The following is a 13,479-nucleotide window of genomic DNA, read 5'->3' as shown; positions in this document are numbered from 1 at the left end:
TTGTTCGCCCGCCGTACCCTTGGGTAACTCGTCGGGCGCTCTTATCCGACCTCCATATCGAGCCGTACCGCCAGAATGACAAGCCCTTCCGCATCCTCCGTCAAAAGTGAAAACAACCTCGTCTGGTTGGACATGGAAATGACCGGCCTGCAGCCGGACACCGACCGGATTATCGAAGTGGCGGTAGTGGTCACTGACTCCGAACTCAATATCCTGGCCGAAGGGCCGGTGCTGGTGATCCATCAGCCGGATGCCGTGCTGGACGCGATGGACAACTGGAACAAGGGTACCCACGGCCGCTCGGGCCTGATCGACAAGGTCAAGGCGTCCACGCTGACCGAAGCCCAGGCCGAGGCCGAATTGCTGGCGTTCCTGAAGCGCTGGGTGCCGGCCAACAAGTCGCCGATGTGCGGTAATTCGATCTGCCAGGACCGCCGCTTCATGGCGCGCTACATGCCCAAGCTCGAGTCGTTCTTCCACTACCGCAACCTGGACGTCTCGACGCTCAAGGAACTCTGCAAGCGCTGGGAGCCGGCAATCCACAAGGGTTTCACCAAGCGCCAGCTTCACACGGCCCTGGCGGACATCCTGGAATCGGTGGAAGAACTGCGCTACTACCGCCAGCATTTCATCAAGACGTCGGCTTCCGCCACGCCCGAGGCGCCCGAGGCACCCCAGGCACCAGCAGCCTGACCGTTCAAGAGCAGTACCTCCACGCGGCGGGCCGGTGCGCGGCCTCCGCCGCGCCACCCTGTCGCCCCCGCCCATGTTCACGCGCATCGTCTCGATCATCACCCCGGTCATCCTGATCATCCTGATTGGCTGGCTCTACGGACGCCGTGCCCATCCGGACATGACCGGCATCAACCGGGCGACGCTGGAAGTGATTGCGCCGTTACTTGTGGTGTCGGCGTTCATCAGCAAGGACTTCGTGCTGGCGGACCAGCTTGTCCTGCTGGCCTGTGCGGTGGCCGTGGTGATCGGCTCGGGGGTGCTGGCCTGGCTCGTGGCCCGGATGATCGGGGCCAATCCCCGCACATTCGTGCCGCCGATGATGTTCAACAACTGCGGCAACATGGGCCTGCCGCTGTCGGTGTTCGCATTCGGTCCGGCAGGCCTGGCGCCGGCCGTGGCGCTGTTCGCGGCATCGAACCTGATGCATTTCACGGTCGGCATGAAGATCGTCAACCGGCACGCATCGATGGCGCAGATCGCGCGCAACCCGATGGTGCTGGCCACGGTGGCCGGTGTGGCGTTGTCGCTGGCGAAGCCCTATTTCACCTTGCCCGAGCCGGTCTACGAGTCCATCAAGCTGCTGGGCGATGCCACGGTGCCGCTGATGCTGTTCGCGCTCGGCGTGCGCATGAAGGACGTCAGTCTGCGCAATTGGGGGATGGGGGTGCTGGGCGCAGCGGTCTGCCCGCTGGCGGGGATCGTCGTGGCGCTGGGGCTGGCCTGGTGGGTGCCGATGACCGACCTGCAACGCGGGCTGCTGTTCGTCTTCGCGGCACTGCCGCCGGCAGTGCTGAACTTCCTGGTGGCCGACCACTTCCGGCAGGAGCCGGATCAGGTGGCGTCGATCGTGCTGCTCGGCAATATCGCGGCGGTGGTATTCGTGCCGATCGGGCTGTACCTGGGTTTGAAGTGAACCTTTCAGTCTTCTCCCCGCTCCCGCCGGGCGGGTGTGGGGAGAAAACATCAAACCTCAAGCCGATGCCGGCTTCGCCCGCACGGCGTTCTTCGGCCGCCAGGCCTTGACCACCGCTTCATCGGTCTCGATGTACGGTCCGCCGATCAGGTCGATGCAATACGGCATGGCCGCGAACACCCCCTGAACGATCGACTTGCCATCGGCATCGCGCAGGCCTTCCAGCGTCTCGCGGATGGCGCGCGGCTGGCCGGGCAGGTTCACGATCAGCGCGGCGCGGCTCGGCGTTTCGCGAATCACGGCCACCTGGCGCGACAAAATCGCGGTCGGCACGAAATGCAGGCTGACCTGGCGCATCTGCTCGCCGAAACCCGGCATTTCCTTGGTGCCGACGGCCAGCGTGGCTTCCGGCGTCACGTCGCGGCGGGCTGGGCCGGTGCCGCCGGTGGTCAGCACCAGGTCACAGCCAGCCACGTCCACCAGCTCGATCAGCGTGCGCGAAATCTGCGCCTGCTCGTCGGGGATCAGCCGTTCCACAGACTGCCACGGCGTGGTCAGCGTCTTGCCGAACCAGTCGCGCAGCGCGGGGATGCCTTCGTCCTGGTACGTGCCGGACGATGCCCGGTCGGAAATCGACACAAAGCCGACCACCAGCTCGTCTGGGCTCTTGCGGGCGACGGGCGATGTCAGTGGGGTCTGCGGGTTCATGCTTCGGGCTCCGGTGCGTTGTCTGGGGCCGCGTCGGCGTCCTTCGCTTCCAGTGCGGTCTTGATGGCCTGGAACAACTCGCGGAAGTACTTTGGCGGCTTGGCCAGTTCCTTTTCCTTGCGGGCATTGCGGATGATGTTGCGTACCGATTGCACGTCCACGCTTGGGTGCTCGCCAAGGAACTTGGTCAGCGCGTCGTCGTCGGCCAGCAGCAACTCGCGCCAGCGCTCGATCAGGTGCATCCGGGCCGTTTCGGCCTTGCTGGTGCCCTTGAAGCCTTCCAGAGCCGCCCGGATGGTGGCAATTTCGTCGTCGTCCAGGCCACGCATGACCTTGCCGACGAACTGCATCTGGCGGCGCTTGCCTTCGTGGCTCGTGATCTTGCGGGCCGCGTGGATCGCGTCGGCCAGCGCCTCGGGCATGGGCACGCGCGCCAGCCTGTCCTTGGGCAGGGACTCCAGCTCGGCGCCGATGTCCTGCAGCGCCGTCATATCGCGCTTGCGCTGGGACTTGCTCTTGGGCAGGTCGTCCTCGTCCTCCGGGGCAAAGGCGCCCGGGAATCGGCCATTGGGATTGTTACGGGTATTTCGCGTCATGGGCGGCATTTTATCTTGCTATGATTCCCGTTTGGACTTTTGATCACGCCCGCCCATATGAGCCAGACCGCTGAACAGACCGCGCATTTCACCTACACCCAGGACCAGCTCAAGGCCATGGCGGCCGATGTGCTGCGTGTGGCACGCGAGCTAGGCGCGACGGATGCCGCCACCGAGATTTCCGAGGGCAGCGGCCTGTCGGTGTCGGTGCGCAAGGGCGAGGTGGAAACCATCGAGCAGAACCGCGACAAGGTGGTGGGTGTGACGGTGATGATCGGCAAGCGCCGCGGCAATGCCAGCACGTCGGATTTTTCGGCCGCCGCGCTGCGCGCCACGGCCGAAGCCGCGTACAACATCGCCCGTTTCACGGCCGAGGATGACTGCGCCGGCCTGGCCGAGGAAGAATTGCTGGAGCGCGACCCCCAGGATCTGGACCTGTTCCACCCGTGGACCATCGATGCCGAAGGCGCGATCGACATTGCCCGCCGCTCCGAAGCAGCGGCTTTCGCCGTCTCGCCGAAGATTCGCAACAGCGACGGCGCGAGCGTGTCGGCCCAGCACTCGCAGTTTGTGCTGGCCACGTCGCGTGGCTTCTCGGGCGGCTATCCCTACTCGCGCCACTTCATCTCGTGTGCGCCAATCGCCGGTTCGGGCGGTGGCATGCAGCGGGATGACTGGTATTCGTCGAAGCGCGCTCCCGGAGCGCTGGCTGAGCCGGAAGCAATTGGCCGCTATGCGGCGGAGCGCGCGCTGGCCCGCCTGAACGCCCGCAAGCTGTCCACGCGCAAGTGCCCGGTGCTGTTCGAGGCGCCACTGGCTGCCGGCCTGCTGGGCGCGTTCGTGCAGGCGGTGTCGGGTGGCGCGTTGTATCGCAAGTCGACCTTCCTGTATGACACGCTGGGCAAGGAAGTTTTCGCGCCGCACATCCAGGTTTACGAACGGCCGCACGTGCCGGGCGCGATGGGCAGCGCGCCGTTCGACGAAGAGGGCGTGCGCACGCACGAGCGCGACGTGGTGCGCGACGGCGTGGTGCAGGGCTACTTCCTGTCGACGTACTCGGCACGCAAGCTCGGCATGAAGACTACCGGCAACGCGGGCGGCTCGCACAACCTCACGCTGACCAGCTCGCAGACGCAAGCGGGCGATGATTTCGTCGGGATGCTGAAGAAGATGGGCACCGGTCTGCTGGTGACCGAGCTGATGGGGCAGGGCGTGAACTACGTGACCGGCGACTATTCGCGCGGCGCCTCGGGCTACTGGGTCGAAAACGGCGTGATCCAGTATCCGGTGGAGGAAATCACGATTGCCGGCAACATGGTCGAGATGCTGCGCCAGATCGTTGCCGTTGGTGCCGATGCGCTGGTGCGTGGCACCAAGGAGACTGGCTCGATCCTGATCGAGCAGATGACGATCGCCGGGAACTGATGGTTTGTGCGTCTCTTCCGAACGGGAGAGACGACAAGGGCCGATCAGGGACGACGAAGGGCGGCGCAAGCGGGTGAACCCGTTTGCGCCGCCCTTTTTTATTCTTCCCCGGACGCCGGCCGTTCGTACGTCACGAATGCATAGTCGAAGCCATTCGTTTCCGAATGGTGGACCTCACGCGCGGTCTCGACCCATGTCGTGCGGTCCACGGCCGGGAAGAACGCATCGCCTTCCACATCCGCGTCGATTTCCGTGACGATCAGGCGATCGGCGCTCGGCAGTGCCTCCACATAGAGTTGCGCGCCGCCGATCAGGAATACCTGTTCCACACCTATGCACAGCCGTTGCGCATCCTCGATCGATCCCACCACATCGGCGCCCTCGATATGCAGGTCGCGGTTGCGGCTCACCACGATATTGCGGCGCCCCGGCAGCGGCCGGCCGATCGAATCCCAGGTCTTGCGACCCATGATGATCGGCGCGCCCATGGTCGTGCGCTTGAAATGCTGCAAGTCTTCCGGCAGGCGCCACGGCAAGGTGTTGTCGCGGCCGATCACGCCGTTGCGCGCGCGCGCGACGATCAGTGTCAGCAGCGTCATACGGCCACCGGCGCCTTGATCGCGGGGTGCGACTCATAGCCGACCAGCTCGAAATCGTCGTACTTGTAGTCGAAGATGCTGTCGGGACGACGTTTGATGCGCAGCGTCGGCAGCTTCATCGGCTCGCGCGAAAGCTGCGTTGCCACCTGTTCGAAGTGGTTGCTGTAGATGTGGCAGTCGCCACCGGTCCACACGAAGTCGCCCACGCCCAGGTCGCATTGCTGCGCGATCATGTGCGTCAGCAGCGCGTAGCTGGCGATGTTGAACGGCACGCCGAGGAAGATGTCGGCGCTGCGCTGGTAGAGCTGGCAGGACAACTTGCCATCGGCCACGTAGAACTGGAAGAACGCGTGGCAGGGCGGCAGTTTCATCTGCGGGATCTCGCCCACGTTCCAGGCCGATACGATCAGCCGGCGCGAATCGGGGTTGTCGCGGATCTGCCGCACGACCTCGGTGATCTGGTCGATATGGCGACCGTCCGGCGTCGGCCATGCGCGCCACTGGTAGCCGTAGATCGGGCCCAGTTCGCCGTTGGCATCGGCCCATTCGTCCCAGATGGTGACGCCGTTTTCCTTCAGGTACTTGATGTTGGTCGAGCCCTGCAGGAACCACAGCAGTTCATGGATGATCGACTTCAGGTGCAGCTTTTTCGTGGTGACGACGGGAAAGCCCTCGTTCAGGTCGAAGCGCATCTGGTAGCCGAAGACCGAGCGCGTACCGGTGCCGGTGCGGTCGGACTTTTCGGTGCCATGCTCGTACACATGGCGCATGAAGTCGAGGTACTGTTTCATCGGAACAGGAAGTGGGAAGTGACGTCGGCGCGCGGGCCGCAAGCGGGGATTTTAGCCTGAAAGCAGAAAGCCGCCCGAAGGCGGCTTTCTGCGTCAGACGCGGGGTGTCAGTTGGCTTGGGTGGACGGCTCCCGGCGCTTCTGCGTCAGGTAGCCGGCGCCCAGCACGCCGCCGACGATCACCAGGTACAGCGCCCACTTGATGATGGGTTGCGCCTCGAAGAACGGCTTGGTGATCGGCTCGCCCAGGATCATCTTCACAGCCGTGAAGGCCAGCACGCCGGCACCCACGTAGATGATGGACGGGAAGCGTGCCATCAGCTTGAGCACCAGGCTCGAGCCCCAGACCACGATCGGAATACTGATCAGCAGACCCAGCACCACCAGCAGGAAGCTGCCGTGGGCGGCGCCGGCGACGGCCAGCACGTTGTCCACGCCCATGACCGCGTCGGCGATGATGATCGTCTTCATCGCGCCCACCAGCGTGCTGGCACCGCTGCCGTGCTCGTCACCGTCTTCCTCGGCCGCCAGGAGCTTGTAGGCAATCCAGACCAGCGCCAGGCCACCCACCAGCAGCAGGCCGGGGATCTTCAGCAGCCAGACCACGCCGATGGTCATCGCCGAACGCACGACCACGGCACCGATGGTGCCCCAGACGATGGCTTTCTTTTGCAGGTGCGGCGGCAGGTTACGCGCCGCCAGGGCGATCACGATGGCGTTGTCGCCGGCGAGTACCAGGTCGATGACGACGATCGACAGCAGCGCTGTCAGGAACTGCATCGTGAACAGATCGGTAAACCACTCCATGTAGGCTCCTCAAGTGCAAATTGCTGCGGGCCGGTCGGGCCAGCAAGTTTTTTTGACACCTGGGATTACGGAGCGACGGAAGTTGCCGACGAGGGCGGGACTGCCTTTGCAAACCGTAACACCAGGTTGCAAAGGTCTTGCTCGACACGCTGGTACGGTATGCGCACCAGGGTCAGCACAACCGGAGACGGGTCAGCGCCTCGGAATGACGATTGTGCTAAGGGCATGGGCCCCCAAGCTACTCCCCTTTAACTTCCCTTTGGAAGGGACGCTGACACCGGATGCTCCGGCGTTTTGCGTTGGGCGCGATTATACCGAAGCTGCAGGAAAAATGTTGCGTGACCGACAATGTGTCTGAATGTATGGACAAGATGTGTGGGCAGAAGCGGGGCTGCCGGGCCATGCAATGCATGACGCACGCAGATGCATATGCGCCTATGCTTGTTGGATTGGCGGTCGGTCGGTGTGCACCAGACACGACAGGAGCGCACCCCACGCCAACCGTGTGCCCGACGTGCCATGCGGTCTTTGAGGGATTCACGTAGTGCCCATCGACAATAAGGAAACGTCATGCCGGCTGTTACGACACCACTGAACCCGTCTCGCCCCCAGCCTCAGTCTCTCCACCACGCCAACCACCATTCCGCTCCCGAACACGCGCAGGACCCGACGCCACGCCTGATCGTGGCGAACGGCGCCCATGCCGCGCTCAGGCCGGAGTTCATTCAGCAGTATCACGAGAACAGTGACGCGCTGCGCGCCGAGATCGTCGCCGGATTGCTCCGGTCGCAGGCGGGCATCAGCCCGAAGTTCTTCTACGATGTGCTCGGCTCGCGCCTGTTCGAGGCCATCACCGACTTGCCGGAGTACTACCCGACGCGCACCGAGGCGTCGATCTTCGCCAGCGTCGCCCCGGCGATCGCGGCGCGTGCCGGCAGCGGTTGCGTGCTGATCGACCTCGGCGCCGGCAACTGCGAGAAGGCCGCCCGGCTTTTCCCGAGCCTGCAGCCGGCCCAGTACGTCGCGCTCGATATCTCGGTGGATTTCCTGCGTGGCACCCTGTCCGGGTTGCAGCAACAGCATCCGCATATTCCAATGCTCGGCCTGGGCACGGATCTGTGCGGGCCACTGGACCTGCCATCCAACGTCAGGCGGGGCCGCCGGTTGCTGTTCTACCCGGGTTCCAGCATCGGCAATTTCACACCGATCGACGCGCTGGCGCTACTGCAGCGGCTGCGCGCGGTGACGGGCCATGGCGATGGCGTGCTGATTGGCGTGGACCTCTACAAGGACGCGGATACGCTGGTCGCGGCTTATGACGATGCCCTTGGTGTCACGGCCGCGTTCAATCGCAATGTGCTGCGCAATGTGAACCGGATCCTGGGCAGCGACTTCGCGCTCGAGGACTGGCGCCACGTGGCATCGTTCGATCAGCAGGCATCCCGCATCCAGATGCACCTCGAGGCCGAGCGCGCGGTGACGGTTCGCTGGCCTGATGGTGAACGCAACTTTGCCGAAGGGGAGCGGATCCATACCGAGGACTCGCACAAGTATCGGCCCGAGGATTTCGCGATCCTGCTGGAATCGGCTGGTTTCACCGACCCCGTAAGCTGGACCGACCCACGCGGATGGTTCGCCGTTTTCCACGCGCGCGGCTGAGCGCCAGCGGAGAAGCCGCGGCGCCGGCAGGGGGATAGGGCGCGCGGAAAATGGCACCGGCTCGCCGGTGTCATAATGCGCGCAGCCGGCGTGTCCGGCTTTTCTTTCACCCTCAGTCACGGACCTTGCGATGAGCGGCTTCTCCATGCTTCCCGATCTTCACTTCACCGGCGGCAAGGCAGCGTGGCCCGATGCGCGGCGCCTGCCGCGCGAGGGGCTGGCGCAGGCGCTCGTGGAATCGCGCAACCGCACGCTGGCGTGGCTGGGTGCGTTCGGACAGACACGCCGTGGCTGGACCGTCCCGCGTCAGTACGATTGCAACCCGCCGCTGTGGACGCTGGGTCACGTCGCCTGGCACGCCGAGTGGTGGTGTCTGCGCGGTGTGCGCCATCTGGAGCAGGGCGGTATCCGCCTGCCGGTGGCCAGCGAGCCATCCTTGCTTGATGGTGCTGACGAGTGGTTCGATCCCGAGCGCATCGGTCCGGACGAGCGCTGGGAAATCGCGCTGCCCGATGTATCGCGCGTCAAGCAGTACGCGGCCCAAGTACTGGATGGATTGCTGCGCCGCATCGCGCTGCTGGCCGACGACGATGACGCTACGCTGTACCCGTTCCGCCGCGCGCTGTACCACGAGGACGTGCAGGGGGAGACCATCGCAGCGTTGTTGCAATCATTGGGCGTAGCGCCGGCCGAGCCGGCGTCCGTGGGCCCGGCGGCATCGGTCTCTCACAACGACGCGCTGCATTTTCCGGGCGGAAACTTCACGCAAGGCTGGAGCGATGCCGATGGTTTCGCATGGCCCGATGAACTGCCGCCCCAGAAGGTCTATGTGCCGGCGTTCGAGATGGATGCTGCATTGGTCTCCAACGCGCAATACCTCGAGTTCGTCGAGGACGGTGGCTATGAGCATCCTGCGTACTGGTCCGCGGCGGGCCGCCAGTGGCTGATGATGCAGGAGCGGTCCGCGCCGCGCTACTGGTCTCGCCATGCGGTGACGCGAAGCTGGGTGGTATCGCGCTTCGGAGCCGAGCGCACACTCAACCCTGATGAGCCGGTGCGGCACGTGACCCTGTTCGAGGCGCAGGCATGGTGCGTGTGGGCGGGCCGCCGCCTGCCGCAAGAAATCGAATGGGAACTGGCGGCCACGCAGAATCGCGGACTCCAGTGGGGCGCGCTGCGCGAATGGACCGCCACGCCATACGAGCCCTATCTGGGCTTCAGCGCGGAGCCGACGGACGGCGAGATCGTCGGCCGCTTCGGCACCCATCAGGTGGTGCGAGGCGTGTCGTTTGCGAGCCCTGCGCGACTGCGCCATACGCGCGCGCGAACCGCGCTGCTGCCCGAGGACGATGTCTCATTCGTCGGATTCAGGACGTGCGCGGTGTGAGGGTACATCAGCGGCTCGCGCTCGTCGCTCGCAAGCCGGCAGCATAAAAAAAGGCACCCGAAGGTGCCTTTTTTATTTATCGCTCGTAACGCGAGCGGCTGTTGCGCTGGCCGCCGAAGCCGGCGCGGTCGCCACCGCGATCACCGAACTTGCGGTCGCCGAAGCTGCGATCGCCAAAGCTACGGTCACCGAAGCTGCGGTTGCCGTCGCGCTGGCCGTCACGGTTGCCGCCAAAGCTGCGGTTACCGTCACGTTGCGCGGCGTCACGGTTGCCATCGCGCTGCGCGAAGTCGCGGTTGCCGAAGCTGCGTTCGCCACCAAAGCTGCGCTGCTGAGCTTGGCCTTGACCCTGGCCTTGACCTTGGCCCTGGCCACGGTAGCCGCCATTGCTATTGCTATTGCCATTGCTACGGTCGCCGAAACCACGCTCGCCACGATCGCCGAAGCCACCACGGTTGTCGTCGCCGAACGGACGCGGGGCGCGATCGCCGAAGCCACGGTTGTCGCTGCTGAATCGGCGCTCGCCGAAGTTGCGGTCGCCGCTACCTTCGCGGTTGCCGCGATAGCCACCGCCGCCGTTGTTGCCGCGATAGCCGCCACCGGTGCCACCGTTGCCGCGGAAGCCGTCGCGGCCGCCCGGCTTGCCGCCGAAGTTCGAGCGCGGCTTCGGCGAGCGACGCGGTTCGAAGCCTTCGATCACCGAGGCGTCGATGCGGTTGTTCGTGAAGCGCTCGATACGGCGCCACTGGAACATGTCACCGTGGTTCACGAGGTTGATCGCCACACCCGAGCGACCGGCACGGCCGGTACGGCCAATGCGGTGCACGTAGTCTTCCGCCTGCTTGGGCAGGTCGAAGTTCACCACGTGGGTAATGTCGGGCACGTCGATGCCGCGCGCGGCCACGTCGGTGGCCACCAGCACGCGCAGGTTGCCACGGCGCAGGGCCGTCAGCGTGCGGTTACGCGCACCCTGGGTCATGTCGCCATGCAGCGCGCCGGCGGAGAAGCCGGTGTCCGACAGGCGCTCGGCCAGCGAATCGGCATCGCGCTTGGTCGCGGTGAAGACGATGGCTTGCTTGAGCGATGCATCGCGCAGCAGGTGGTCGAGCAGGCGCTCCTTGTGCGACATGTCGTCGGTGAAGTGCAGGCGCTGTTCGATGTTGCTGTGGTCGGCGCGCGCGGCGGCGATCTCGATGCGCTGCGGGTCGCGGAGCTGGCGCGAGGCCAGTTGGGCGATGCGGGCGTCGAGCGTGGCCGAGAACATCAGCGTCTGGCGCGATGCCGGCGTGGCGGCGACGATGGCGTCGATGTCGTCGGCGAAGCCCATGTCGAGCATACGGTCGGCTTCATCGAACACCAGCATTTCCAGCGCGGACAGGTCAATGCGGCCAGCTTCGATATGGTCGAGCAGGCGGCCCGGCGTGGCCACGAGGATGTCCGGCATACGGGCCAGCATGGCCAGTTGCTTCGGGTAGGGCATACCGCCCAGGATGCTGGCGCAGACGATACGGCGCAGATGGCGGCCATACTTGGCGGCGGCTTCGGTTACCTGCAGGGCCAGTTCACGCGTCGGCGTCAGCACCAGCAGCGACGGCTGGGCCGGAGACGGACGGGGGCGCTTGCCCTTCATGCGCTTGGCCGGTTCGGTCGGACGATGCGTGGCAGGCTTTTCGCTGATGCGCTGGATTGCGGGCAGCATGAACGCGGCGGTCTTGCCCGAGCCGGTCTGGCTGGAAACCAGGAGGTCGCGGCCAGCCAGGAAGGCGGGGATGGCCTGCGCCTGCACTGGTGTAGGTGTGTTGTAGTTGGCTTCGGCCAGTGCGCGCAGGATAGCGGCGTCGAGGCCGAGTTTTGCGAAGCCGTTTTCCGAGGCTTCCACGGCCGGTGCGGCGTCAGCGTTCAGCATGGCGTCGAGCTTGTCGAGCGGGCTGGCGGTATCGGCGGGCGTGGCGAATGCGTCGGTGGCGGAGGCAATAGGCTGCTCCGCACGGAAATCGTGCTGGGTCATGTCGTACGTCTTAAAAATGCATGGCACCCCTGGCAGATGTGCGCGAAGGGGTGGGCGCAGTGCAAAGTCTTAAAAAGGCTTCGGCGCCAATCGGTGGGCCGTTCGACAGACTCAGCTGGCAAAACGGCGGCAGGCAGGGGCGACTGGTTATCGAGAAACCAACCGGAACCCTGGCAGGCAAACAGCTAACAATCGGGCTGTTCTTCAGGATCGGAGACGAGGCAGCGTCAGGTGAGTGGTGCGTTCTGGCCAGGCACCTGTCAGCGATACTTCCGAGAATATGACAGAGGCAGGGAGCAGAGCTTGGGAGGTAGCGGATACGCCACAGCGTTGAAAGCCGGGCGAGTTGCGGAACTCACAGTGCGAAACTCACGGCGCGAAGTATAGCAGAACACCGAATATTTTGTTGCGGTGCGAAAAGTCCGAAAAGGTAACGGGATGTATCGCGCACATGGCTTGCATGTCCGGCCTTGCTGCCTATACTCCAGAGCGCGAGCATCAATGCTCGTACGGGGCGGACGACGACATGTCCCGCTGATCCTGCCTTTGGCAAGGTTGGCTTGCCACTCGCCCCCGGCATTGCGGTCATTGTTGCCATTGCCAGGTTTTCTTCGACTGTCCGGGTGGTCCGGATGGACGTCCGCGTCATGGGCGGAATCACGGGAAACATGCTTGGCACAGGAATGACCGGAATTGCCGGCGACGCAGACCCAGGAGGTCCGGGCCCGTCCGCAACCCAAGCCCGCCACTCAGTTGGCGGGCTTTCTATTTGTGGCGCGTGTGTGGTGGGCGTCCTCGCGCTGGGCCAGGCTTGGTGGGTCAGCCCGTGGTGTCCGGCGACGAGGACGATTCCGAGCTGCCGTCAGCTTCGATGGCCCGGATTACCACCACTGTGACGTTGTCCTGACCGCCGTGCGCCAGCGCCAGTCTCAGCAGTTCATCCGCCGCGTGCCGGCAATCCCCGGAGGCCAGCACCGAGGCGATGTCTGTATCGTCGACGTCGTTGTAGAGGCCATCGCTGCAGAGCAGGAACATGTCGCCGTCCCGGACGTCCAGCGTGAGCGTTTCAAGGTCAAGCGTGGCGGCGGCCCCCACGGCGCGTGTGATCGCGTTGTGCGCGGGATGGTGTTTCGCTTCCTCGGCGGTGATAAGGCCACGCGCGCGCAATTGCTCCACGTGACTGTGGTCGCGCGTGAGCTGTTGCAGATGGTTGTCGCGGAGCAGGTAGAGCCGGCTGTCGCCCGCCCAGAGACAGGCGCATTGATGCCCGCGCGCGAGCAGCGCTACCACCGTGCTGCCGGTCACGCGTACCTGCGCCTGCCGCGCTTCATCCATCAGCAACTGATTGACGCCGAGGATGACAGCGCGGGTATCGTCGATGGCCTGATCGAGATCGCCGGGCAGCGATAGCGTCGTTAGCGCCTCCACGATCGAGCGGCTGGCGAAATCGCCAAGTGCGTGGCCGCCCATGCCATCGGCCACTACCCAGAGGCCGGGCGTGGCGAGCCACGCGTCCTCATTGCGCGCCCGCGCGAGTCCAACATCCGTGTGGGCGGCGGATTCCCACTGGAACTCTGTTGTGTTCTCCATATGTCCAGCATAGCGGCTGGCGCCGATCCTGCGCCCGAGTTTGCTATACTGCGCCCCGTCTTTTGGCTCGCCTGCCCCGATGCGGCGCGAGCCCCAGGCAGACGGTCCGCTCGCCGTAGTTCAATGGATAGAACGAGCGCCTCCTAAGCGCTAGATACAGGTTCGATTCCTGTCGGCGGGACCATAATGAAGTTCACCGCTGTCCTCTGAAGTTCTCCAACCTAAGTAAATACAGCCATTTCCAGCGTTTCGACGTTCGCGA

Annotated in this window: 12 protein-coding genes and 1 tRNA gene; 6 read left to right on the top strand and 7 right to left on the bottom strand. The window is 64.8% G+C overall.

Annotated features, from left to right (window positions below; translation table 11 throughout):
* The first annotated feature begins 75 nt into the window (after nt 1-75).
* On the top strand, nt 76-693 hold the full coding sequence (gene orn / locus RN01_RS17195; RefSeq protein ID WP_024569938.1) for an oligoribonuclease: 618 nt from the start codon (nt 76-78) through the stop codon (nt 691-693).
* A gap of 73 nt (nt 694-766) precedes the next feature.
* The gene (locus RN01_RS17190; RefSeq protein WP_008649930.1) at nt 767-1,648 is read left to right on the top strand and encodes an AEC family transporter; all 882 of its coding nucleotides are present in this window, start codon (nt 767-769) and stop codon (nt 1,646-1,648) included.
* A 57-nt stretch (nt 1,649-1,705) separates the two neighbouring features.
* Here the strand turns inward: RN01_RS17190 and mog are convergent, their stop codons facing one another.
* Nucleotides 1,706-2,356: a molybdopterin adenylyltransferase gene (gene mog / locus RN01_RS17185; protein ID WP_008649931.1), complete on the bottom strand. Its 651-nt coding sequence runs from the start codon at nt 2,354-2,356 to the stop codon at nt 1,706-1,708.
* Nucleotides 2,353-2,952: a ribosome biogenesis factor YjgA gene (gene yjgA, locus RN01_RS17180; protein ID WP_017513869.1), complete on the bottom strand. Its 600-nt coding sequence runs from the start codon at nt 2,950-2,952 to the stop codon at nt 2,353-2,355. The genes mog and yjgA overlap by 4 nt, the downstream gene beginning before the upstream one ends.
* A 57-nt stretch (nt 2,953-3,009) precedes the next feature.
* On the opposite strand from yjgA, the gene pmbA reads away from it, so the two are divergent.
* On the top strand, nt 3,010-4,377 hold the full coding sequence (gene pmbA / locus RN01_RS17175; RefSeq protein WP_017513868.1) for a metalloprotease PmbA: 1,368 nt from the start codon (nt 3,010-3,012) through the stop codon (nt 4,375-4,377).
* 98 nt (nt 4,378-4,475) lie between these two features.
* Here the strand turns inward: pmbA and RN01_RS17170 are convergent, their stop codons facing one another.
* The 3 genes from RN01_RS17170 to RN01_RS17160 form a co-directional block, all read right to left on the bottom strand.
* Nucleotides 4,476-4,976 carry a dihydrofolate reductase gene (locus tag RN01_RS17170; protein ID WP_017513867.1) on the bottom strand — a complete coding sequence of 167 codons (501 nt, stop codon included), beginning with the start codon at nt 4,974-4,976 and terminating at the stop codon, nt 4,476-4,478.
* The gene (locus RN01_RS17165) at nt 4,973-5,767 is read right to left on the bottom strand and encodes a thymidylate synthase (RefSeq protein WP_017513866.1); all 795 of its coding nucleotides are present in this window, start codon (nt 5,765-5,767) and stop codon (nt 4,973-4,975) included. Before RN01_RS17165 ends, RN01_RS17170 begins: the two co-directional genes overlap by 4 nt.
* A 107-nt stretch (nt 5,768-5,874) precedes the next feature.
* Entirely contained in the window at nt 5,875-6,573 is a 699-nt protein-coding gene (locus RN01_RS17160; RefSeq protein ID WP_011517147.1) for a TerC family protein, read from the bottom strand.
* Nucleotides 6,574-7,143: 570 nt separating this feature from the next.
* On the opposite strand from RN01_RS17160, the gene egtD reads away from it, so the two are divergent.
* On the top strand, nt 7,144-8,232 hold the full coding sequence (egtD, locus tag RN01_RS17155; protein ID WP_017513379.1) for an L-histidine N(alpha)-methyltransferase: 1,089 nt from the start codon (nt 7,144-7,146) through the stop codon (nt 8,230-8,232).
* Between the two features lie 130 nt (nt 8,233-8,362).
* Nucleotides 8,363-9,619 carry an ergothioneine biosynthesis protein EgtB gene (locus tag RN01_RS17150; protein WP_017513378.1) on the top strand — a complete coding sequence of 419 codons (1,257 nt, stop codon included), beginning with the start codon at nt 8,363-8,365 and terminating at the stop codon, nt 9,617-9,619.
* A 76-nt stretch (nt 9,620-9,695) separates the two neighbouring features.
* On the opposite strand, the gene RN01_RS17145 is transcribed toward RN01_RS17150, so the two are convergent.
* On the bottom strand, nt 9,696-11,627 hold the full coding sequence (locus tag RN01_RS17145; RefSeq protein WP_017513377.1) for a DEAD/DEAH box helicase: 1,932 nt from the start codon (nt 11,625-11,627) through the stop codon (nt 9,696-9,698).
* An 819-nt stretch (nt 11,628-12,446) separates the two neighbouring features.
* Nucleotides 12,447-13,217 carry a PP2C family serine/threonine-protein phosphatase gene (locus RN01_RS17140; protein ID WP_017513375.1) on the bottom strand — a complete coding sequence of 257 codons (771 nt, stop codon included), beginning with the start codon at nt 13,215-13,217 and terminating at the stop codon, nt 12,447-12,449.
* Between the two features lie 109 nt (nt 13,218-13,326).
* On the opposite strand from RN01_RS17140, the gene RN01_RS17135 reads away from it, so the two are divergent.
* A tRNA-Arg gene (locus RN01_RS17135) sits at nt 13,327-13,401 on the top strand.
* Nucleotides 13,402-13,479 lie beyond the last annotated feature (78 nt).

The organism is Cupriavidus sp. SHE (assembly GCF_000812445.1).
Classification (GTDB): Bacteria; Pseudomonadota; Gammaproteobacteria; order Burkholderiales; family Burkholderiaceae; genus Cupriavidus; species Cupriavidus metallidurans.
This window is presented reverse-complemented; position numbering and strand designations above follow the sequence as displayed.

Bases quoted from the DNA above. Each gene is read 5' to 3' on its own strand.
- RN01_RS17165 (WP_017513866.1), bottom strand. From the start codon at position 5,767: ATGAAACAGTACCTCGACTTCATGCGCCATGTGTACGAGCATGGCACC.
- RN01_RS17150 (WP_017513378.1), top strand. From the start codon at position 8,363: ATGAGCGGCTTCTCCATGCTTCCCGATCTTCACTTCACCGGCGGCAAG.
- RN01_RS17140 (WP_017513375.1), bottom strand. From the start codon at position 13,217: ATGGAGAACACAACAGAGTTCCAGTGGGAATCCGCCGCCCACACGGAT.
- mog (WP_008649931.1), bottom strand. From the start codon at position 2,356: ATGAACCCGCAGACCCCACTGACATCGCCCGTCGCCCGCAAGAGCCCA.
- orn (WP_024569938.1), top strand. From the start codon at position 76: ATGACAAGCCCTTCCGCATCCTCCGTCAAAAGTGAAAACAACCTCGTC.
- RN01_RS17190 (WP_008649930.1), top strand. From the start codon at position 767: ATGTTCACGCGCATCGTCTCGATCATCACCCCGGTCATCCTGATCATC.
- RN01_RS17160 (WP_011517147.1), bottom strand. From the start codon at position 6,573: ATGGAGTGGTTTACCGATCTGTTCACGATGCAGTTCCTGACAGCGCTG.
- RN01_RS17170 (WP_017513867.1), bottom strand. From the start codon at position 4,976: ATGACGCTGCTGACACTGATCGTCGCGCGCGCGCGCAACGGCGTGATC.
- yjgA (WP_017513869.1), bottom strand. From the start codon at position 2,952: ATGACGCGAAATACCCGTAACAATCCCAATGGCCGATTCCCGGGCGCC.
- RN01_RS17145 (WP_017513377.1), bottom strand. From the start codon at position 11,627: ATGACCCAGCACGATTTCCGTGCGGAGCAGCCTATTGCCTCCGCCACC.
- pmbA (WP_017513868.1), top strand. From the start codon at position 3,010: ATGAGCCAGACCGCTGAACAGACCGCGCATTTCACCTACACCCAGGAC.
- egtD (WP_017513379.1), top strand. From the start codon at position 7,144: ATGCCGGCTGTTACGACACCACTGAACCCGTCTCGCCCCCAGCCTCAG.